This window comes from Pseudomonas sp. NFR16 (genome assembly GCF_900108875.1).
GTDB lineage: Bacteria > Pseudomonadota > Gammaproteobacteria > Pseudomonadales > Pseudomonadaceae > Aquipseudomonas.
The window spans coordinates 1633320-1654595 of sequence record NZ_FNYJ01000001.1 but is presented as its reverse complement, the minus strand read 5'-3'; the positions used below and the strand labels follow the sequence as shown (position 1 = coordinate 1654595).

15 protein-coding genes and 2 pseudogenes are annotated in these 21276 nt (G+C 61.8%); 8 read left to right on the top strand and 9 right to left on the bottom strand.

Annotated features, from left to right (window positions below):
- Positions 1-171 precede the first annotated feature (171 nt).
- The gene (locus BMZ10_RS07370) at positions 172-1308 is read left to right on the top strand and encodes an MBL fold metallo-hydrolase (protein WP_093459330.1); all 1137 of its coding nucleotides are present in this window, start codon (positions 172-174) and stop codon (positions 1306-1308) included.
- 42 nt (positions 1309-1350) lie between these two features.
- Here BMZ10_RS07370 and BMZ10_RS27700 read toward each other — a convergent pair whose 3' ends face one another.
- From BMZ10_RS27700 to BMZ10_RS07355, 3 genes are all read right to left on the bottom strand, one after another.
- Entirely contained in the window at positions 1351-1506 is a 156-nt protein-coding gene (locus BMZ10_RS27700) for a hypothetical protein (protein WP_093459329.1), read from the bottom strand.
- Between the two features lie 43 nt (positions 1507-1549).
- Entirely contained in the window at positions 1550-3097 is a 1548-nt protein-coding gene (locus tag BMZ10_RS07360; protein WP_093459328.1) for an FAD-dependent oxidoreductase, read from the bottom strand.
- A 95-nt stretch (positions 3098-3192) separates the two neighbouring features.
- Positions 3193-3681, bottom strand: coding sequence for a GFA family protein (locus tag BMZ10_RS07355; protein ID WP_093459327.1), 489 nt, complete (start codon positions 3679-3681; stop codon positions 3193-3195).
- 193 nt (positions 3682-3874) lie between these two features.
- Here BMZ10_RS07355 and BMZ10_RS28260 point away from each other — a divergent pair.
- The 3 genes and pseudogenes from BMZ10_RS28260 to BMZ10_RS07345 form a co-directional block, all read left to right on the top strand.
- A pseudogene (locus BMZ10_RS28260) lies at positions 3875-4642 on the top strand (MCP four helix bundle domain-containing protein); the annotation flags it as partial.
- A complete protein-coding gene (locus BMZ10_RS28255) occupies positions 4637-5500 on the top strand; it encodes a methyl-accepting chemotaxis protein (RefSeq protein WP_371265952.1) in 864 nt (287 codons plus the stop codon). The pseudogene BMZ10_RS28260 and the gene BMZ10_RS28255, both read left to right, overlap by 6 nt.
- Before the next feature lie 151 nt (positions 5501-5651).
- Positions 5652-6896, top strand: coding sequence for a D-mannose isomerase (locus BMZ10_RS07345; RefSeq protein ID WP_093459325.1), 1245 nt, complete (start codon positions 5652-5654; stop codon positions 6894-6896).
- Between the two features lie 11 nt (positions 6897-6907).
- Here the strand turns inward: BMZ10_RS07345 and BMZ10_RS07340 are convergent, their stop codons facing one another.
- Together BMZ10_RS07340 and BMZ10_RS07335 are read right to left on the bottom strand one after the other, a co-directional pair.
- Complete coding sequence (locus tag BMZ10_RS07340) at positions 6908-7690, bottom strand: exodeoxyribonuclease III (RefSeq protein ID WP_093459324.1); 783 nt, start codon at positions 7688-7690, stop codon at positions 6908-6910.
- Positions 7691-7819: 129 nt separating this feature from the next.
- The gene (locus BMZ10_RS07335; protein ID WP_093459323.1) at positions 7820-8917 is read right to left on the bottom strand and encodes an AbrB family transcriptional regulator; all 1098 of its coding nucleotides are present in this window, start codon (positions 8915-8917) and stop codon (positions 7820-7822) included.
- 104 nt (positions 8918-9021) lie between these two features.
- Here BMZ10_RS07335 and BMZ10_RS07330 point away from each other — a divergent pair, with 104 nt between their 5' ends.
- Positions 9022-9924, top strand: a complete 903-nt coding sequence (locus BMZ10_RS07330; protein WP_093459322.1) for a LysR family transcriptional regulator — start codon at positions 9022-9024, stop codon at positions 9922-9924.
- Positions 9925-9991: 67 nt separating this feature from the next.
- Positions 9992-10204, top strand: a complete 213-nt coding sequence (locus BMZ10_RS07325; protein ID WP_093459321.1) for a hypothetical protein — start codon at positions 9992-9994, stop codon at positions 10202-10204.
- 83 nt (positions 10205-10287) lie between these two features.
- On the opposite strand, the gene BMZ10_RS07320 is transcribed toward BMZ10_RS07325, so the two are convergent.
- Positions 10288-10809: a nucleoside 2-deoxyribosyltransferase gene (locus BMZ10_RS07320; protein ID WP_093459320.1), complete on the bottom strand. Its 522-nt coding sequence runs from the start codon at positions 10807-10809 to the stop codon at positions 10288-10290.
- Positions 10810-10962: 153 nt separating this feature from the next.
- Between BMZ10_RS07320 and BMZ10_RS07315 the strand changes: the two are divergent.
- Positions 10963-12636 (top strand): annotated as a pseudogene (locus BMZ10_RS07315) (VRR-NUC domain-containing protein); the annotation flags it as partial.
- Between the two features lie 251 nt (positions 12637-12887).
- Here the strand turns inward: BMZ10_RS07315 and BMZ10_RS07310 are convergent.
- Genes BMZ10_RS07310 through mfd form a run of 3 tightly spaced genes read right to left on the bottom strand, consistent with a single transcriptional unit; the run spans position 12888 to position 19614 of the window.
- Positions 12888-15593: a DEAD/DEAH box helicase gene (locus tag BMZ10_RS07310; protein ID WP_093459319.1), complete on the bottom strand. Its 2706-nt coding sequence runs from the start codon at positions 15591-15593 to the stop codon at positions 12888-12890.
- A gap of 13 nt (positions 15594-15606) precedes the next feature.
- Complete coding sequence (locus tag BMZ10_RS07305) at positions 15607-16143, bottom strand: CsiV family protein (RefSeq protein WP_093459318.1); 537 nt, start codon at positions 16141-16143, stop codon at positions 15607-15609.
- A gap of 9 nt (positions 16144-16152) precedes the next feature.
- Entirely contained in the window at positions 16153-19614 is a 3462-nt protein-coding gene (mfd, locus tag BMZ10_RS07300) for a transcription-repair coupling factor (protein WP_093459317.1), read from the bottom strand.
- A 169-nt stretch (positions 19615-19783) separates the two neighbouring features.
- On the opposite strand from mfd, the gene BMZ10_RS07295 reads away from it, so the two are divergent.
- Positions 19784-21247: a glyceraldehyde-3-phosphate dehydrogenase gene (locus BMZ10_RS07295; RefSeq protein WP_093459316.1), complete on the top strand. Its 1464-nt coding sequence runs from the start codon at positions 19784-19786 to the stop codon at positions 21245-21247.
- Positions 21248-21276: the final 29 nt, after the last annotated feature.

The window sequence follows — 21276 nt, the reverse complement described above, 5'->3', positions numbered from 1 at the left end:
AATTACACTGAACAGTTTACTTCCATTTGAAGATCGTGCAAGCTTGAAACTACACTGTGTAGTGTAAAGCGCTGTTACAACTTCCCGCTTACTTCTTTCCGTCGTTTGCAACATTCTGCACAGCGTTTGCTGTCGCGGAAACCTCCACCCGTTCCATGGAGTCAGCACATCATGGCCTCGACCGAAAAAAACCTCGATACCGCTTCCTCACTGCCTGTTCTGTCCCGGTCTGAGGGCCGCTATCTCAATCACAAGCCGATGAAGCGCTCCGGATTTCTCAAGACCCTGCGCATTTTCTGGAACGCGACCTTCAACAAACCCCGTCACACCCGCCCGGTCGGCGAAATTCCGGTGCAGCCCCTGTCTCGCCAGCAATTGCTCGCGGCGCCGGACAACACGGTCTACCGCCTGGGCCATTCGACGGTGCTGCTCAAACTGCGCAATCAGTACTTCCTCACCGATCCGGTGTTTGCCGAGCGCGCCTCGCCGATCCAATGGGCCGGCCCTCGACGTTTTCACCAGCCGCCGATCAGCCTGGCCGACCTGCCGCCGCTCAAAGCGGTGATCCTTTCGCACAACCATTATGACCATCTGGACCATATGACCATCCAGGTGCTCAAGGACAAGGCCGAGCATTTCATTGCGCCGCTGGGCGTCGGGGACACGCTGATCGAGTGGGGTGTGCCGGCCGAGAAGGTCCGGCAACTGAACTGGTGGCAGTCCACCGAGATCCACGGCATCCGCTTCGTCGCCACGCCAGCGCAGCATTTTTCCGGCCGCAGCTTGAGCGACGGCAACCGCACGCTGTGGTGTTCATGGGTAATGCTCGATGGCGAGCAACGCATTTTCTTCAGTGGTGACACCGGGTACCACGACGGCTTCAAGCTGATCGGCGAACAGTACGGGCCATTCGACCTGACCCTGATGGAGACCGGCGCTTACAACGTTGAGTGGCCCGACGTGCACATGCAGCCGGAGGAGACATTGCAGGCGCACGTCGATCTGCGCGGAAAATGGCTGTTGCCGATTCACAATGGAACCTTCGACCTGGCGATGCACGCCTGGCACGAGCCGTTTGACCGGATTCTCGCGTTGGCTTGGGATCGCAGCATTTCCATCACCACACCCGAGATGGGCCAGCCGTTTTACCTGCAGTACCCCAGCCGGGGTCAGGCATGGTGGATAAAGGTGGAGAAGGCGTCAGACGTGGACGAGACAGCCGCGCCGCAGCTACAGCAGCCCCAGCCTCAGGTTCAGCAGCACCGCGGTCGGCGCTGCCAGCGCCAACAGGCAGTCGGTCGAGGCTGAGCCATGAAAGGGCCGCAACCGAGTCGTTGCGGCCCTGCGCGTTCACGGTTTGCTGCGATTCTGCTCTTTCGGATCCGCAGGCGTGCCAGGGTGACGGTCCTGCTCTCCTTGCTGATTCAGCTGCTTGTGCTCTTCGCCGACCTTGCCGGCGTTCTCGGGCTTGTGATCAAGGTCGTCACGGTTGGATTCTTTGCTCATTTCACTCTCCACTTGCCTGTTGTTGTCATTGCAGGTCTGACCATTACTCGTCCATCTGGCGAATCAGCATCAATGCTTCGTCCTTGAACAGTGGTTGCTTGAGGCGCTCGGCGAGCAGCGCCATCTGCCGCTCTCGCTCACAGCCCACCGCAGCCGCGACCACGCCCTCTTTGCACATCAGCGCCAGAAACTCGAACGTTTCGGGTTCGCCAAGATAGACGATCTCATCCCATTCGTCGGCATGACCAAGGTAGTCCAGTCGCTTCTCGAAGTGATACGTCCAGAAGAACGGAACGTCGGTGTAATGCCGGTCGCCGCCCAGCATGTTGCCGGCGGCGATGCGTGCCTGTTGTTGCGCCAGTCGCCAGTGCTCGATGCGCTGGGGTTTTTGATCGTACGGAAAGGTGGCCAGATCACCTGCTGCCCATACATCCTTTCCGGCATGCATGCCATCGTCGACGGCGAGCGAGCCGTCCTTCTCGAGCTGCAGTCCGTCAATGTAATGCGTGGCCGGCGACACGCCGATGCCGATCAACGCCAGATCGACGGGCAATCGTTCTCCATTGTTCAGCACCGCCGTCTGCAACTGTTTCTTGCCGTTCACGCCATCGCCCTGAAAGCGACTGATCTCGACATGGGTACGGAACAGCACGCCGTTGCGTTCGTGCAGGCTGCGGATCGCTTTGCCGATGCGCTCGCCCAGTTGTGCGGCGAAGGGCACTTCGTGGCGCGCCAGAATGGTCACCTCGACGCCGTGCTTGCGCAACGCCGAGGCTGCCTCCAGACCGATGAAACTGTCGCCGACGATCAACGCGTGACGACCGGGCTGTGCAGCGGCCAGGATCTTCTTCGCATCCTCGCGGCTGCGCAGGGTCAGAACCTGCGGCAGGTCGGCGCCGATCAGCGGCAGCGCGCGCGGCTCACCGCCGGTGGTGATCAGGGCGGCGTCATAGGCGAAACGCCGACCATCTGCCAGCGTCAGCCGCTTGTTGACGACGTCCAGCTTCATTACCTCACCCTGAATCCGCTCGATACCGTTGGCCTCGTAGAACGCTTCGTCTCGAAGCGGCGGCGTATCGTCAGGCTGCATGTCGGCGGACAGGACAAATTTGCTCAACGCGGTGCGGTCGTAACCCGGGTCGCGCTCGCGATCAACCAGCAACAGGCGTCCGTTGAAGCCTTTCTCCCTCAGTGCGCACACCGCCGCGGTGCCCGCCGCTCCCGCACCGATGACGATGAAGCAGCGCGAATCGTCGGGCAGCGATCGTGGCTCGGCAACGATCGCTTGATCATCGACATGAACCTGCCCTTCGATCACCTGCGTCGTATAGCGAGTCAGCGCATCCAGGGCAGGCGGCTCACACAAGTGGCCATCTTCGACGGCGAATTCTGCTTTGTGCCACGGGCAAATCAGATGCCCATTACAGACCGCCCCCTCGGCCAGCGGTGCGCCTGCATGAGGGCATTCGCCCTGATAGGCGCGAACCTCATCGCCATGGCGCAGCAATACGACCTTTTTCTCGCCAACTTCAACCTGAAGGCCCCGATCTCGACGAAGATCGGCCAGGCTAGCGACTCGATGCATAGGCATTTGATGTTCCTCCCGGGCTTTCTGTTGGGAGTGGGGCGCCTGTGCAGAGGTTCAGACAATTTGGCAAGTCAGCGCCGGTCACCCATCAGCCGGCATCAGCGCACCAGACCCAGCCGCTCGTGCCAGTCGGCGATCGATTCTTGCGGGTACTGCTCGAACAGCTGGTCGTTCGGGCCCGCCTGAACGTCGACCCACGAAGCCTTCGAATCCAGCAGCAGGTGAGTGTGCTCGGGCGGCGTCGGCAGCGGGGTGTCGATGGCCGATGCAAACGGGTGGATCAGCTCGGGCCATTCAGGGCTGAACAACCACAGGCCGCTGCCGCACTGCTTGCAGAAATGCCGCTCGGCGCTGCTGGTGTGAACGTGATGGTGAGCCTCATCGCGCATCTTGGCGTGATAGATGGCGATGCTGTTCTTGCCTTTGACTTTCAGGCTTTTGGCATCTCCGCCCAGGTTGATCGAATAGCCTCCGCCGCCTTGTGTCTTGCGGCAGATCGAGCAATAGCAACGTTGATAGGGGTAGGGGTGAACGCTGGTCAGGCTGAACTCCACCGCGCCGCAATGGCAGGAACCTTCAAGATGCATGCTGTTACCTCCTTGATCGGTCGGATCGTCGACATCCTTCGTCTAGACCGTCCCGTGGGTTGTAGTTCGAAGTTTTCTCGAACAGGCGTTCGGATTCTTCATCGTCCGGGCCCTCAAGAAGCGCTGGGCAGCGTCGATAAGCGATAGTCATACGACGACATTCGCTGTCCCTGATAACAATGAGCAAACGGTCATGAACCTACGCAACCTGACCATCGCCCGTCGCGCGGGCCTTGGGTTTACCCTGATTTCCCTGCTTGTCGCGTTGCTGGGCTGGTTTGCCCTCAGCCAGATGTCCACCATTCGCCAGAGCGAAGTGGCGGTCGAGAGCAACTGGATGCCGAGCATGCGGCTGGTGAACGATATCCGTGAAGCCATGCTGCGCATCCGCACGATCTCACTGCGCATGGCCCTGGACACCGACCCGAAAAACGTCAGCACGTACAAGGGGCAGATGGATGCCCGCGCCAAGGTGCTGGCCGACAAACTGGCAAGCCTGGACACGTTCGTCGATACGCCTCAGGAAAAAGTCCTCTACGACAAATTCCGCGCGACCCTGGCCGACTACCAGCGCGCACTGGCGCAGTCTTTCGTGCTGGCCGAGAGCGGCGATCTGAAGGCCCTCAATACGCTGCTGCTGGTCGACATGAAAACCGTGGTCGACAACTCTGGCACGCAACTGGGCGATCTGGGTGATTTCTACTCCCGCCAGGTCGAGCTCGAAGGGGCTGCGGCCCAGGCGCAATACGACCATTCCCGTGACATCGTGCTGGTGTTCGTGTTGATTGCCGCGCTGGCGACCATTGTCCTGGCGCTGTGGCTGACGCGCAGCATCATTCGCCCGCTGGAAGAGGCGGTAGGCGCCGCCGAATACGTCGCCAAAGGCGACCTGACCCACGACATCCGCGTCGAGGGCAAGGATGAAGTGACCCGATTGCTCAAAGCCTTGCAGGCGATGCAGAACAATCTGCGTTCGACCTTGAGCCTGATCGGCAGCTCGGCCAGTCAACTGGCCTCAGCGGCGACCGAACTCAATTCGGTCACCGAGGACAGCCATCGCGGTCTGCATCAGCAGAACGCCGAGATCGAGCAGGCGGCCACCGCTGTCAACGAGATGACCTCGGCGGTCGAGGAAGTGGCGCGCAACGCAGTGTCCACCTCGCAGGCCTCCAGTGAGTCCAACAGCGCAGCCAAGGACGGACAGGCTCGCGTCATCGACACGGTCAATTCGATTCAGACGCTGTCCGGCAACGTGCAGCACACCTCCGAGCTGGTGCAGAACCTGGCCGATCGGTCCCAGGACATCGGCAAAGTGCTGGACGTGATTCGCTCCATCGCCGAACAGACCAATCTGCTGGCGCTCAACGCGGCCATCGAAGCGGCCCGCGCCGGTGAGTCCGGCCGTGGTTTTGCGGTCGTGGCGGACGAGGTTCGTGCGCTGGCCCATCGCACGCAGCAATCGACACTGGAAATCGACAAGATGGTGTCGACCATGCGCAGCGGCTCCAGTGATGCGCTGCAATCGATGCTGGTCAGTCGTTCACGCGCCAGCGAAACCCTGGAGCTGGCGCAGGGCGCGGGCGAATCGCTGTACCGGATCACCTCGTCGATCAATGAAATCTCCGAACGCAACCTGGTCATCGCCAGCGCCGCCGAGGAGCAAGCGCAAGTGGCCCGGGAAGTGGACCGCAACATCGTCAACATCCGCGACCTGTCGCTGCAATCGTCTTCGGGTGCCAACCAGATCAGCGCGTCCAGCAATGAACTGTCGCGCCTGGCCGGCGAGCTGAATCAGGTGGTGGCACGCTTCAGGGTCTGATGATCCGGTCCGGGTTGTCGAGGCGACGACCCGGTCCTGCGCAAACGTTTCATCTCATTCACTTGCCTGTCGCCGTCCAAGGCTTGCATGATTCGCCACGACTAATAATTCCTGGCGGGCCGAACCTGCCGAACAGACAGGGTGAAAGGCAATGGATGATCTGAATCACGAGTTCAGCAGCTGGCTGCGTTCTCCCGGCCACAAGGCCTGGTTGGCGCAAGAGGGAAACCGGCTGCTGGCATTTGCCAGGGCGGCACGGATGCCTCAGGGGTTTGGCAACCTCGATGATCACGGGCGCCTGCCGGCCGATGCGGTGGCCGAAACCATGAACACCGCGCGCATGACCCACAGTTTCGCGCTGGCCCACATCAATGGCATCCCGGGCTGCGCTGAATGGGTCGATCACGGCGTCGCGGCACTGGCCGGTCCCCTGCGCGATGCCGAGCATGGCGGCTGGTTCGCCAAGCCCCTGGAACAGGGCGCCGACACCGGTAAAGCGGCCTACCTGCATGCCTTCGTTGCGCTGGCCGCAAGTTCCGCAGTGGTGGCGCGGCGACCCGGCGCGCAGGCATTGCTTGATCAGGCGATTCAAGTCATTTCCCAGCGGTTCTGGAGCGAAGAAGAAGGCGCCATGCGGGAGTCTTTCGACCGCGACTGGAGCCATGAAGAGCACTATCGCGGCGCCAACAGCAACATGCACAGCACCGAAGCCTTCCTCGCGCTGGCCGATGTCACGGGCGATGCGCGCTGGCTGGACCGTGCGCTGCGCATCGTCGAACGGGTCATTCATCAGCATGCGGCGGCCAACAACCATCAGGTGATCGAGCACTTCGACCTGCAGTGGCAACCGCTGCGCGAGTACAACGTCGACAAGCCCGATGACGGTTTCCGTCCGTATGGCACGACGCCCGGTCACGCTTTCGAATGGGCGCGGCTGGTGCTGCACCTTGAAGCAGCCAGGCAGAAAGCCCGGCTCGACACCCCCTCGTGGTTGCTGGAAGACGCGCGTGGTTTGTTCGAAAACGCCTGTCGCTACGGCTGGGACGTCGACGGTGCAGCGGGGATTGTTTACACCCTGGACTGGGAAAACAAACCGGTCGTGCGCCATCGCCTGCACTGGACCCACGCCGAAGCGGCGGCGGCAGCGGCGGCACTTCTGCAACGCACCAACGAGCAAACCTACGAAGACTGGTATCGCACGTTCTGGGAGTTCAACGAAACCCGCTTCATCGATCGCGAGCATGGCAGCTGGCGGCATGAGCTGAACCCGCAGAACCAGCCAAGCGCTGACATCTGGCCCGGCAAACCGGATCTTTACCATGCCTTGCAGGCCACGCTGCTGCCGGTGTTACCGCTGGCGCAGAGCCTTGCCACGGCACTCGCGTGCTTGCGCTGAGCCCGTCCGGCTTAGACCTCGATCTCGATCCACGTCGGCGCATGGTCGCTGGCGTGGGGCAGGTCGCGCACCCAGCGGTCCACGCCCGCGTTGCGCAGCCTGGGAGCCAGGTCTTCGCTCAACAGCAGGTGATCGATGCGCAAGCCCGAATTGGTTTTCCAGTGATTGCGGAAGTAATCCCAGAACGTATAGATGCGCTCGTCGGGGAAGTGCGCGCGTATCGCATCCGTCCAGCCCTGTTCGAGCAGGCGGCTATAGCAGGCCCGGCTTTCCGGTTGCAGCAGCGCATCCTTGAGCCATGAGCGGGTGTTGTAAATGTCTTCGTCGGTGGGGATGACGTTGTAGTCGCCGGCCAGCACCACCGGATGGGCGCTCTTGAACAGCGTGTCGGCGTGCCTGATCAGGTGTTCGAACCAGTCCAGTTTGTAATCGAACTTCGGCCCCGGCTGCGGGTTGCCGTTCGGCAAATACAGGCAACCCACGATGACCCCTTGAACCGCCGCTTCCAGGTAACGGCTGTGGCTGTCCTTTTCATTACCCGGCAGACCGCGACGAATTTCCAGCGGCTCGCTGTCGCGGGACAGAATGGCGACACCGTTCCAGGACGACTGGCCGTGCCAGAGGGGCTGGTAGCCGGCCTTGCGAATGTCGTCGGCGGGGAAGGCGATGTCCGTGGCTTTCAATTCCTGAAGGCAGACGATGTCCGGCGCTTCGGTTTCCAGCCATTGCAGCAGAATCGGCAAGCGTGCGCGGATGCCGTTGATGTTGAACGTGGCTATTTTCAGCGTGGCCATGGCGGTTCGCTCACAAGGGTGTGATGCGTTGGAGGCGTGGCAGGCGCAGAAGATTCAACGATTTGCCAAGCGCCGATGCCAGCCCGGATCAACTCAGTGACTGCAGCGCCCGTGGCGGCTTTGGCTGGCTCAAGCCAGACGTTGGGTCACGCGGATGACCTGCCGCGCAATGTAGGCGCCGGTGACGATGACGCCGAACAGGCGCAGGGTTTGCATCGCCAGCACGAAGCCAACGTCCGAATGGGTGTCGATGGCGATGATGGCCATGGCATCGAGGCCGCCAGGGCTGGTCGCCAGATACACGGAGAGGAAATCCTTATCCATCATCTGTGCGATGAACCAGGCAGAAATCGCGCACAACAAAATCAGCAGCAGGGCACCGACGATCATCGCCGGCAGTCTGCGCCAGACGTAATGGATGGTCGCGCGGTCGAAGCGCAGCCCGATGTAACTGCCGATTGCGCCGTAGGCAATCGCCAGCAACCAGGTGGGCATAGTGATCTGCAGCAGGCCACTGAGTTGCAATGCACCGCCGAGCAGCAGCGGCACCAGCAGCGCGCCTGCCGGGATCCGCCCGCTGAACGCGACACCCACCACGATGACCAGTAGACTCAGGCTCAGGTTCAGCAGATTCACGCCCTGCAGCAGTGCGTCATTGCTATGGGCGTCCGTGCCGCCCGCATCGGCACCGATCAGGCGGCTGACCAGCGCACCGATCATCACCACGCAGACCACCCGCACGTATTGCATGGTTGCCACCACTCGCGAATCGGCGCCGTAGTCCTCGGACATCGCCACCATCGCCGAGGCCGCGCCGGGCGAGGTGCCCCATGCCGCCGTGCTGCTCTGAATGCCGCCCCAGCGCGCCATGCCAATGCCCACCACCGCGCTCAGGGCGACCGTCAGCAAGGTGGCGAACACCATGACATGCCACGAGTGGACGGCGGCCAGCAACACACCCATCGTCATCGAATGGGCGACCAGCACACCGACCGTGCCCTGACCGAGGCGAAAGACATGCTTGTTCAGGCGCACCGAAGCCCCGCAGACGCCGAAGCCGATGGCGACCAGCATGGGACCGAGAAACAGGGCGGCTGGAACGTGAAAGTACTTGAACACCTGACCGGCACTGCCTGCCAGCAGGATGAGCAGCGACCATTGCAACAGCGGGTGCAGGTGATCGAGGGAAAACGATGAGGGGCGCGACAACGCAGGTCTCCAGAACATTGGCTTTTTCCAGGTGGAATTTCATCCAATGCCGGGCAGTATCGACAGTCCAACCGATCAAGTCTATTTTCTAATAATCATGAATTGATAACTTTGGTTGATATATGGACCTGCGTGACCTGACCTATTTTGAAACCATTGCCGAGCTGGGCCACCTCGGACGCGCAGCTGAAAAACTCAACCGAAGCCAGCCCGCGCTGACCAAGAGCATTCAGCGCCTTGAGGAGTCGTTCGGCACCAAGCTGTTCCAGCGCGACGGGCGCAGGATCAAGCTGACCCCGGTGGGTGAGTTGCTGCAGGCGCGCGGCAGGGTGCTGCAGCAGAGCATCGCCCAGGCCCAGCGCGAGGTGAGGGATTTCGCCAGTGGCGCGGTCGGCGAGATTCGCCTGGGCTGCGCGGCCACCATGGCCGAATACCTGCTGCCCGAATTGACCAACGCTCTGCTCAGGCGCTCCCCGGCGATCACCCTGAAGCTGGTGATCGGCCAAGACGACATGTTGCGCGAGCACCTGCGCTCAGGGCATCTGGACATGATCATCTGCGCGCAGCGCAGCAATGAAGACGAATTCACCGGCTACCCGATCCTCACCGATGAGGCCGTGGTGATCGCCAGTCGCAACCACCCGATATTCGAGAAGGCGTTCCAGATGAGCGACCTGTGTCGCTATCGTTGGGTGCTGCCGCCGCAGGGGGTGTCGGCGCGGATCTGGGTCGACGAAGCCTTCGCCCGTCATGATCTGCCGCTGCCGGTGGTGCAGATCGAAGCCAATTCGATCTCCTTGCTGCCGCGCCTGATCGCCCAGACCAGCCTGCTGAGCTTCATCGCCCGGGAAACCCTGGAGTTCGGCAAGAACATGCAAGAGTTGCGCGAGGTGCCGCTGGAGCAGACGACGATGGCGCGCACCATCTGCGTCATGCTGCGTCGCGAAGGCTATCTGTCACCCGCCGCTCATGCGATGGTGCAGATGCTGCGCGACAACGGCGGGTCGTTCCTGAGTTGGTCATGACCGATGCTTTTTTCAGGCGAACTGGGTTAGCCTGAGCCTGACCTTTCTTCAGCGGGAGAACCTCACGATGCATGCACAGTCCGACCCTTCACTTCTGCACCGCACACCGTTTCTGTTCAACACCGAAGATCAGCATTTCGGCGGCGACCGTTCGCCGCTCAATGACGCCGACGCCGACGAAGACAGCGATCCGGAAGGCGAACTCGACCTGGGCGAATTGGGTCTGGACGAATTTGCCGACGCCGACAAACTGGACATCGGCTCCTCGACGCTCGGCTGAACCAGGCTCGAATACCTGCCAGGCGAGCCGCGGGGCTGAGCATACCGACTTAGGCAGCGCCTGCCGGTCAGCAGCGGGGCGTATCAGGACTGGCCGGCGTGATGAGCTTCGAGATAACTGCTCAACGCCTCAATTCCGGCTTCCGCCGTCTCGCTGCTGCCTGCCCAGGTGCACGCCAGCATCAGGTTCTTTGGCAGCCGGAAATCTTCCACCTGAAATCCTTGCGCATCGAACCCTTGGGCATCGTGCTCGATCTGATCGCGCAGCGAGCCTTCGGCGCTGAAATAAGCCCAGACCGGTTTGCCCATCGCGACCGCCATGCCCACTTCGAACGCTGTGCCCGAATCCGGCTCTACGCCACGGAACGCGTTCAGATTGGCCAGCACCGCGTCACAACCCCTGATCATCTCGATATTGGCATGGCAGATCAGCGCCGCGGTCTGTTCCGGCGCAAGATCCTGCGTCACTTCATTATCGAACGGGTAGAGCCCTTTGAGCCCGTGAGCCTGGCACAACGCTTTGAGATAGCGGCCATGTTCGACAGCGTCGGCGCGAAACACGTCGAAGCCTGCCAGATAAATGCGTGGCGGCGATGAAAAAGACATGAGCGGTTCCTGCCAGAGTGAGTGCGGGCATTCTAACGTGCCGTCAGGGTGCCGTTGATCAGGCCAGCGCCCTTGTACGGCAGAAAGAGGCTGGAATCTGTACGGATAAACAGTATCCTGACGCCTTTGGACCAGCCGTTACGTGAATTCGCCGTGAGCACTTCGCCCCTCGACAACCCGTTTTATTACCTGGAGAACTTCCGCCAGGTCCTGAGCTGGATCGCCCAGCGCTACGAAGACTTGCTGGATGACGACGAGCGCCGGTTCATTGCCGACTTCACGTCCCTGCCGCAGCCGGCGCAGGCGTTGCTGGTGAGAATGGTCATGCGCAAGGGCACGCTGTTCAGGGCGAGTAAACTGGAATACCCGGAAATCGGCGACGTACGCCTCGCCGCCGCGCCACTGCTGGATAACGGATGGCTCGAAGGCAGGCCGCACCTTGATCTTCAAGCCCTGTTCGCGCTGCTGCGCAAGGAAGAATTGTGCGCTTGCTTCAAGGCGCACGGGATCAAGCGTGCGGAAAACAAATCGACGTTGCTCGAGCGTCTGCTGCCTTCCTATCCCACGGCCCGGCCGCTCGAGGAATGGTTTGCCGGTTTCAACGAGGTGATTTTCTCCCTTCAGGTGATGCCGCTGTGCGACCGGCTGCGCTTGCTGTATTTCGGCAATCTGTATCAGGAATGGTCCGAATTCGTGTTGGCGGACCTGGGCATTTATCGCTACGAGAAGGTCGAATTTTCCCTCGAGTCGCGGGGCATCAACCAGCGCACGGACATCGACATCTGCCTGCACCTGCACGCGTGTCGTCAGGCGCTCGATGAAGGCGCCGCACTGGGCGAGCTGGCGGCTCAGGCGCTGGCGGTTCAGACCGACAACCCCTGGCTGGCGATGCGACGCGCCAAATTGCTGTTCCGGATCGGTCAGCAGGCCGAGCGCGAGCAGGACGCCGCTCTGGCGCTGAGCGTCTACGGCTCATCGAGCTATCCCGGCGCCCGCGTGCGCCGGATTCGCGTCCTCGAGCGCGCGGAGCGCTTCGCTGAAGCAATGGCGCTGCTGCTGCAAGCGCAGGCCGCCCCGGAAAACGACGAAGAAACCCAGCACCTGCTGCGAATCGAGCCGCGGCTCAAGCGCAAGTTGGGCGAGGGCGGGGTTCAGCGACGAGCCAGGCGCGTGGTCAGCCGGCTGGATCTGAGTGTGATGCCGCTGCCGGATCACAGCGTCGAGCGATTGATTCAGGCGCACTTGGCCGAAGAGGGCAGCGAAGTGCATTACGTCGAAAATGCCCTGGTCAACTCGCTGTTTGGGCTGCTGTGCTGGCCGGTGATTTTCGCGCCGTTGCCGGGAGCGTTCTTCCACCCGTTCCACAGCGCGCCGAGTGATCTGTACAGCCCCGACTTCTATCAGCGTCGCGCTGCGTTGTTCGATGAGCGCCTGGCGTTGCTGGATGATGAGCGTTACCTGAGTGCCATTCGCGACACGTACGTGAACAAGTTCGGGCTGCAATCGCCGTTCGTGTTCTGGGGCACGCTGACGCCGCAACTGCTGGAACAGGCGCTGCATTGTCTGCCCGCGCAGCACCTTCAGCGCTGGTTCCGGCGGCTGTTGCAGGACATCAAAGCCAATCGCACCGGTATGCCCGACCTGATCCAGTTCTACCCCGAGCAGCGCCGTTACCGGATGATCGAAGTCAAGGGGCCGGGTGATCGGCTGCAGGACAATCAGCTGCGCTGGCTGGACTTCTGCGCCGAGCATGAGATGCCGGTCGTGGTCTGTTATGTGCAATGGGCGGAGCAAGAGGACGGCCAGAAAGAAATTCACTTGCCCGGTGGACCGGATGCTTGTGGTAGTGCGCCAACGGTCTTTGACGCCCCCTTCGATCAGACGCGTGAGACCCAACACGTTCCCGGCTGAAACCGGTCCTGCGCAACATTTGCAGCGTCTGTAGGAGCGGCTTTAGCCGGGAAGAGGCCGGTGCAGGCTGTGGAGATGCAGTGGTCGGAAATCAGCCTTCGTGAGCACGCCTACCCCCACAGGTCATCCATCACCCTGGGTAAACGTGCCGAAATCCCTTCCAGACGTCAGCGTTTGACCTTCTTCGGCGGCAACGGCAGCGGCGCAAACAGTGCCTCGATGTCTTCATCCTGCAACTTCCAGTCACCGGCGGTTCTGCCGTCCAGCACGCCTGATGCCAGTGCGGATTTCTCCTGCTGCAAGTGCTGGATCTTTTCCTCGACGGTGCCGCGCGCGATCATTTTGTACACGAACACCGGCTTCTCCTGACCAATGCGATAGGCGCGGTCGGTGGCCTGGTTTTCGGCCGCCGGGTTCCACCACGGGTCGTAATGGATCACGGTGTCGGCGGCGGTCAGGTTCAGGCCGGTGCCGCCGGCTTTCAGGCTGATCAGAAAGATCGAGCGCTTGCCGCTCTGGAAATCCTGCACCGGCGTACGGCGATCCTTGGTTCGCCCGGTGAGGATCGCGTACTCGATGCCGCGCTGTTGCAGTTCGGCTTCGATCAGTTCCAGCATCGAGGTGAACTGCGAGAACAACAGAATCTTGCGGTTCTCCGCCAGCAGTTCGTCCAGCATGTCCATCAGGCTTTCCAGCTTGGCTGAACTGGACGGGCGCGGCCCGGCCGGTGCGCTGTTGACCAGGCGCAGGTCACAACACACCTGGCGCAGCTTGAGCAGTGCCTCGAGAATGATGATCTGGCTGCGCGCCACGCCTTTGCGGGTGATTTCGTCGCGCACCTTCTTGTCCATCGCCAGCCGCATGGTTTCGTACACATCGCGCTGCGCATCGCTGAGCTCGACCCAGTGCACGATCTCGGTCTTGGGCGGCAATTCGGTGGCAACCTGTTCCTTGGTGCGGCGTAGCAGGAAAGGCTTGATTCGCGCGTTCAAGTGCTGAAGGCGCGCCTCGTTGCCGAGCTTTTCGATGGGGGTGCGGTAGTTGCTGGTGAACTGTTTGGCGTCGCCGAGCCAGCCCGGCATCAGGAAATGAAACAGCGACCAGAGCTCGCCCAGATGGTTTTCCAGCGGCGTGCCGCTCAGGCACAGGCGCTGTCGCGCGTTCAGTTGGCGCGCCGCCTGGGCAGCTTTGCTGTTGGGGTTTTTGATGTATTGGGCCTCGTCGAGCACCAGCACGTGGAGTAACTGTTTACTGAGCAGTTCCACGTCCCGTGGCAGCAGCGCATAGGTGGTCAGGATCAGGTCGTAGTCTTGCAAGTCCTGGTAATCCTGATGCCGACTGGCCCCGTACAGTGCCAGCACATTGAGCTGCGGGGTAAAGTGTTTCGCCTCGTCCATCCAGTTGGGTATCAGACTGGTCGGCATGACCGCCAGGGCAGGACGATCCAGACGCCCGGCCTGCTTCTCCAGCAGCAAATGCGCCAGGGTCTGCAATGTTTTGCCCAGGCCCATGTCGTCCGCCAGCACGCCGCCGACTTCGAGCTCGCGCAGCGCCTGCATCCAGCTCAAGCCCTCAAGCTGATACGGCCGCAGCTTCGCGTTCAATCCTTTTGGCGCTTTGACGCTGGCATTTTTGATGTTGACCAGGCGCTCGGAAAACTGCCGAAGCCGATCTCCGCCTTGCCACACCAGCGGCATGTCATCGAGTTGCTTGAGGCGCGTGGCGTCGGCAGTGTTCAGGCGAATGGCATCGTTGCCTTCTTCGCGCCAATAGAAATCGCCGAGCGTCGCCAGCACGGTTTTCAGTCGGCCATAGGGCAGGGCGACCTGAATCGGTCCGCCACCGCGCTGGGTGAAATGATTGAGCTGGACCAGCAACTGCTCGTCGTCGCGACGTTTGGCGATACCGGCCAGGGTCATCAATTCGGGATGCGTGCGCAGCAGGTTGATCAGAATCGGCAGCAGGCTCAGGCGTTCGCCGTTGACGATGATGCCCAGCTCCAGATCGAACCAGTCGCGCTCCGGCTCTTCGTCGACCACTGCGTACCAGTCGTCCACCGGCGTGACGTCGAAGCCGAAATCGTCGTTCATCTCGACCTGCCAGCCCTGTTCGCGCAGCACTGGCAACTGGTCGAGCATGAAACTCAGCCAGGCTTTGTCGTTGGGCAGCTCGAACATTTCGCCGGCGCTGTCCGGCAGTGCCTTGCTCTGGCGCGTGGCGATGCGAAAGCCGAGGTCCTGCAGCTGCCTGCGGTACTGCGCCTCCTGCTCCAGATGGCGGCGCAGGCGCAGGGTTTCATCGCTCAGGTGGCGCACGATATCGCTGGAACGACCGGGTCCCGGCAACCCCGAGGCGTAGAACTCGTTGTAACGAAACGCCAGCGCGGCGCGGTGCTGAATGTGCCGCTGCATCTTGCCGTTGCGTGGCTCGTAGGCGCTGAACTCGAAGCTGGCGAGGATCAGGCGCGGCTCGGGCGCCACATCCTCAATGATGCGCTCGGGCAACGCGGGTTTTTCCTCGGCCTTGGCCGCGCGCGCGACGCCTTGCCGCTCAACGGCGGCCAGAATGCCCGAACGGTTGTCCGGATCCTGCAGGAAGAACAGCGCCGCCGCACAGTGTTTGCAGTTGTTTCTGACCGGACAGGTGCACTTGCCGACGACGAAATGCCGCGTGCGCTCGGGGTCCTTGAACTGTAACGTCTGGGTGTAGATTTCCAGGCTCGAGCCGCGGCACACCGTGCGCACCACGTCGGCGCTCAGGTGTTCCAGCATCACCCGTTTCTGACGCGCGTATTCAAGCCCTCGCTCAACGCTCTGCGCTTTGAACAAGGGCTCCCATGGCAGGGCGAGGGCTTTTTCCAATAGGGATGACACGTCTTGCCCTACGTCAACGCGGCGCTGGAAGCGGGGAGACCTTGATCAACATGGCCAGGCTCCCGTTGTCCAGGTAAGTCAGTTCGCCATTGCGGACCCGGGTGGCCTGACGCATGCGCTCGCTGGTCACCAGCACGCCGTGTTCGTCGAGCTGGTTCACCCAGAAATTTGCGTCGATGTCGGTGAATCGGGCCAGGCTCAGGCTCACCGTGCCCTCGATCGGGAAATGGCCGAACTGTTCCTCGCCGCTGCTGATCGCCACCTTGTCTGGCGTCGCGCTCAGGTCCTGCTGCCAGGCGCGGTGCAGCAATACGGCGTAGCCGGTGCTGGTTTCCAGCTTGCTCACCAGCGCGTCCAGGCTGGTCGAGGTCTGGTTGTCCGCGCCCAGACGCCGGGCGTCGGCAGCCCAGTTCTCCGGCGCAGGCTGGTTGGTCGCCGCCGGCTCGCCGTTCTGGCGGAACAGGATCAGTTCGACCTGATAGGTGCCATCGGCTAAGGCCGCAGGGGCAACCAGCACCAGCAGCAGGGTGAACGCGCGAATCAGACGCATGGTGAATCCTTAAGCCGATTTTGTGGACTGCGGGGTCAGACGCTCGAACAGCGCTTCCAGCGTATTGAAGCGTTCCTCGGGGCGCTCCATGGGCACCATGAACTTGAACAGCGTGGCGCCTTCGAACTTGTAACGCTTGGGTTGCCCCTGAATCAGCTTGATCAGCGTCAGCGGGTCTACTGAAGTATCGGCAGCGAATTCGATCCGTCCACCCTGCGGACCCGCATCGACCTTCTTGATCCCCAGTTGCTCGGCCTTGAGCTTGAGCGAGGTCATGCGCACCAGATTCTTGGTCGGCTCCGGGAGCAGGCCGAAGCGGTCGATCATTTCTACCTGCAAGTCCTTAAGGCCTTCCTCATCGGCGGCATTGGCGATGCGTTTGTAGAGGATCAGGCGGGCATGAACGTCCGGCAGGTAATCCTCGGGAATCAACCCCGGCACGCGCAGATTGATTTCCGGACCGCCGCCAAGCGGTTGCTCCAGATTCGGTTGCTCGCCTTTGCGGATCGATTTCACCGCGCGCTCGAGCATCTCCATGTACAGCGTGAAACCGACCGCCTGAATCTGCCCGCTCTGACCTTCGCCCAGCAGTTCGCCGGCACCGCGAATTTCCAGATCGTTGGTCGCCAGCACGAAGCCTGCGCCCAGGTCTTGCGTGTTGGCGATGGCCTCCAGACGCTTCTCGGCATCCGCCGTGATCTGCTTGCGCGGCGGCGTGAGCAGGTAGGCATAGGCCTGGTGGTGACTGCGCCCGACGCGTCCGCGCAGCTGGTGCAACTGGGCCAGGCCGAACTTGTCGGCGCGTTCGATGATGATGGTGTTGGCGCTCGGCACGTCGATCCCGGTCTCGATGATGGTCGAGGCGATGAGCACGTTGAAGCGCTTGTGGTAGAAGTCGCTCATCACCTGTTCGAGGTCGCGCTCGTGCATCTGGCCGTGGCCGATACCGATGCGCGCCTCGGGCACCAGTTCGGCGAGGTCGGCAGCGCATTTCTCGATGGTCTTGACGTCGTTGTGCAGGTAATACACCTGGCCGCCGCGCAGCAATTCGCGCAGCAGCGCTTCTTTGACCGTCGGCTTGTTCTGCTCCATGACGAAGGTACGCACCGAGAGGCGACGCGCCGGCGGCGTGGCGATGATCGACAGGTCGCGCATACCGGCCACGGCCATGTTCAGGGTCCGCGGAATCGGTGTGGCGGTCAGGGTCAGGATGTCCACCTCACTGCGCAACGCTTTGAGCTGCTCCTTCTGACGCACACCGAAACGGTGTTCTTCGTCGATGATTACAAGGCCCAGGTTCTTGATCTTGACGTCATCCTGCAACAGCTTGTGTGTGCCGATGACGATGTCGATCTTGCCCTCGGCCAGCTCCGCGACGGCCGCGCTGACTTCCTTGGCGGACTTGAAGCGGCTCATCACCTCGACCTTCACCGGCCAGTCGGCGAAGCGGTCGCGGAAGCTGTTGTAGTGCTGCTGGGCGAGCAGGGTGGTCGGCACCAGAATCGCCACCTGCCTGCCGCCATGCACGGCAATGAACGCGGCGCGCATGGCGACTTCGGTCTTGCCGAAGCCCACGTCGCCACACACCAGCCGGTCCATCGGTCTGGGCGCCAGCATGTCCGCGCGCACGGCTTCGATGGTGGTCTGCTGGTCAGGGGTTTCCTCGAACGGGAACCCGGCGCTGAAGGTTTCGTAGTCCAGCTTCGGATCGGCGAACGCGTAGCCTTCCCGCGCGGCGCGGCGTGCATAGATGTCGAGCAGCTCGGCGGCCACGTCGCGCACCTGTTCGGCGGCCTTGCGCTTGGCTTTCTGCCAGGCCTCGGAGCCCAGCCGATGCAGCGGCGCCAACTCGTCATCGCTGCCGGTATAGCGTGCGATGAGGTGCAGGTTGGCGACGGGCACGTACAGCTTGGCATCCTCGGCGTAGGCGAGCATCAGGAACTCGGCGACCTGATTTTCCACCTCAAGCGTTGCCAGCCCGAGATAGCGACCGACGCCATGGTCGATGTGGACCACTGGTGCGCCTTCGCGCAGCTCGGCGAGATTTTTGATGACCGCGTCGCTGGAATGGCCATCGATGCGCTTCTCGCGGCGACGGCGCTGCATGACCCGCTGACCGAACAGCGGGCTTTCGGCGACCAGCGCCAGCGCCGGTTGCTCCAGCATCAGGCCTTCGTCCAGCGGTGCGATGGTGATCGCCAGCCGTTCCTTGCTGTCGACGAATTCCTGCCAGCTGTCGAGGGTTTTCGGACGCAGTTTCAGGCGCTCGAGCAGTTCCAGCAGCACTTCGCGGCGACCGGCGGACTCGGCGGTGAACAGCACGCGGCCCGGGAAGTCGTCGAGAAAGTGCGCCAGCGCGGCGAGCGGTTCGTTGGCTTTGGCTTCAATGGCCAGGTTCGGCAACGCCTGCGCCGGGAAACGCTCGCGGCCGACGCCGGACTCGATGTCGTCCTGACTGGTGACCACACGCGGCCAGCTCTTCAGCCGACCGAAACAGTCCTCCACGGGCAGGAACAGTTCGTCAGGCGGCAGCAGCGGCCGGTCGGGGTCGACGCGGCGCTCTTCGTAGCGGTTGCGCACGTCTTTCCAGAACGTCTCGGCGGCCTGTTCGATGCCCGGCAGCGAAAACACTTGCGTGTCCTGCGGCAGGTAGTCGAACAGCGTGGAGGTTTCCTCGAAAAACAGCGGAATGTAGTACTCGATGCCGGCGGGCGTGATACCGCTGTTCAAGTCCTGAAAGATCGGGCTGCGACGGAAGTCGACATCGAAGCGCTCACGAAAACGTGCCTTGAAGCGGGTGACGGCTTCTTTCTGCAGCGGGAATTCCCTGGCTGGCAGCAATCGCACCGAATCGACCTTGTCGATCGAACGCTGGGTTTCCGGCTCGAAGGTGCGCAGGGTTTCGATCTCATCGTCGAACAGGTCGATCCGGTAGGGCAGTTTGCTGCCCATCGGGAAGAGGTCGATCAACGCGCCGCGCACCGTGAATTCGCCGTGTTCGTACACCGTGTCGACGTAGCGATAGCCGCTGGCTTCAAGCCGCGTGCGCATCGCTTCGACGTCGAGTTTCTGGCCGACATCGAGGACCAGGCTGCTGCCCAGCAGGAACCGGGTCGGCGCCAGACGGTGCAGCGCCGTGGTGATCGGCACCACCAGCACGCCATGCTCCAGCTCAGGCAGCCGGTACAGGCTGGCGATGCGCTGCGAGATGATGTCCTGATGCGGCGAGAACAGATCGTAGGGCAGGGTTTCCCAATCCGGGAAATGCAACACCGGAAGATCGGGGGCGAAAAACTTCAGTTCCTGCTCCAGTCGCTCGGCACTCTGGCTGTCGGCGGTCAAAAGCAGGGTGAAGCGTTTCGCGGCGCTGGCAGCCTCGGCGATGGCAAGGCTTTGAGCGGCACCGGGCAGATTGCCCCAATGTTGTTTGCCTGCGGCGGCAGGAAGAATCGGTAGGCGCAGAACGGGCACGGAAGATAAAGCTCCAGGCGTTGCGGCAAAGCCGGGGATTGTAACTAAATCGGGAATCCGCTGTCAGTTTTGTGCTCACGCATTTATGTAGTGCCCGGTGTGTTCAAAACACTGGATTGCTCATAAACAAAGGCTTGGGCATAATGTAGTCCCTTTTTTCAGCCCCTACATGTGGAAGGTTACCGTGACTCAGAAGCCCGACCAGTGTCTTGGTGAATGGATTGATCGTGAAGCCCTCGCCGAGGCGATGATCCCGCTTATCGGTCAGCTCTACCGCAATAATAACGTGGTGAGCTCGATCTATGGCCGCACCCTGATCAACCGTTCAGTGATCGCGATTCTCAAAGCCCACCGCTTTGCGCGTCATCGTCAAGCTGACGCCACCGAGTTGTCCGTACACGAAACTTTCCCGCTCATCAAAGCGATGAGCGAGCTCAAGCTGGGTGCCGCTTCGGTGGACCTGGGCAAGCTGGCCGTCAAGTACAAGGCCGAGAGCAACGGCCGCACCGCCGAGCAGTTCGTCCGTGACGAAATGGCCGAGATCGTCGGCCAGCAGAGCTCCGGCGCGCGCAAGGGCACTGACGTCGTACTGTACGGTTTCGGCCGCATCGGTCGTCTGCTGGCGCGCATCCTGATCGAGAAAACCGGTGGCGGCGACGGCCTGCGTCTGCGTGCCATCGTGGTCCGCAAGGGCGCTGAAAACGACCTCGTCAAGCGCGCCAGCCTGCTGCGCCGCGACTCAGTCCACGGCCCGTTCGACGGCACCATCACCATCGACGAAGCGAACAACACCATCAGCGCCAACGGCAACCTGATTCAGGTGATCTACGCCAAGAACCCGACCGAGGTGGATTACACCCAGTACGGTATCAAGGACGCGCTGCTGGTCGACAACACCGGTGTCTGGCGCGATGCCGACGGTCTGGGCCAGCACCTGCAGTGTCCTGGCGTCGACCGCGTGGTGCTGACCGCGCCGGGCAAGGGCAAGCTGAAGAACATCGTTCACGGTATCAACCATCAGGACATCACGTCCGATGACAAGATCATCTCGGCGGCGTCCTGCACCACCAACGCCATCGTGCCGGTGCTCAAGGCCGTCAACGACAAATTCGGTATCGTCAACGGTCACGTCGAAACGGTGCACTCGTACACCAACGACCAGAACCTGATCGACAACTTCCACAAGGGCGATCGCCGTGGCCGTAGCGCTGCGTTGAACATGGTCATCACCGAAACCGGCGCGGCCACCGCTGCTGCCAAGGCGTTGCCGGAACTGGCCGGCAAGCTGACCGGTAACGCGATCCGCGTTCCGACGCCGAACGTGTCGATGGCGATCCTCAACCTGAACCTGGGCACCGCGACCACCCGCGAAGAAATCAACGAATACCTGCGCCACACCGCGCTGTACTCGGACCTGCACAAGCAGATCGATTTCGTGAACTCCCAGGAAGTGGTGTCCACCGACTTCGTGGGCTCCCGTCACGCGGGTGTGGTCGACGCCGAAGCGACCATCTGCAACGACAACCGCGTCGTGCTGTATGTCTGGTACGACAACGAGTTCGGTTACAGCTGTCAGGTGGTTCGCGTGATGGAAGACATGGCGGGCGTGAACCCACCGGCTTTCCCGAAGTAAGGTAGACGCGCAAGCAGGCGATTGGCCGC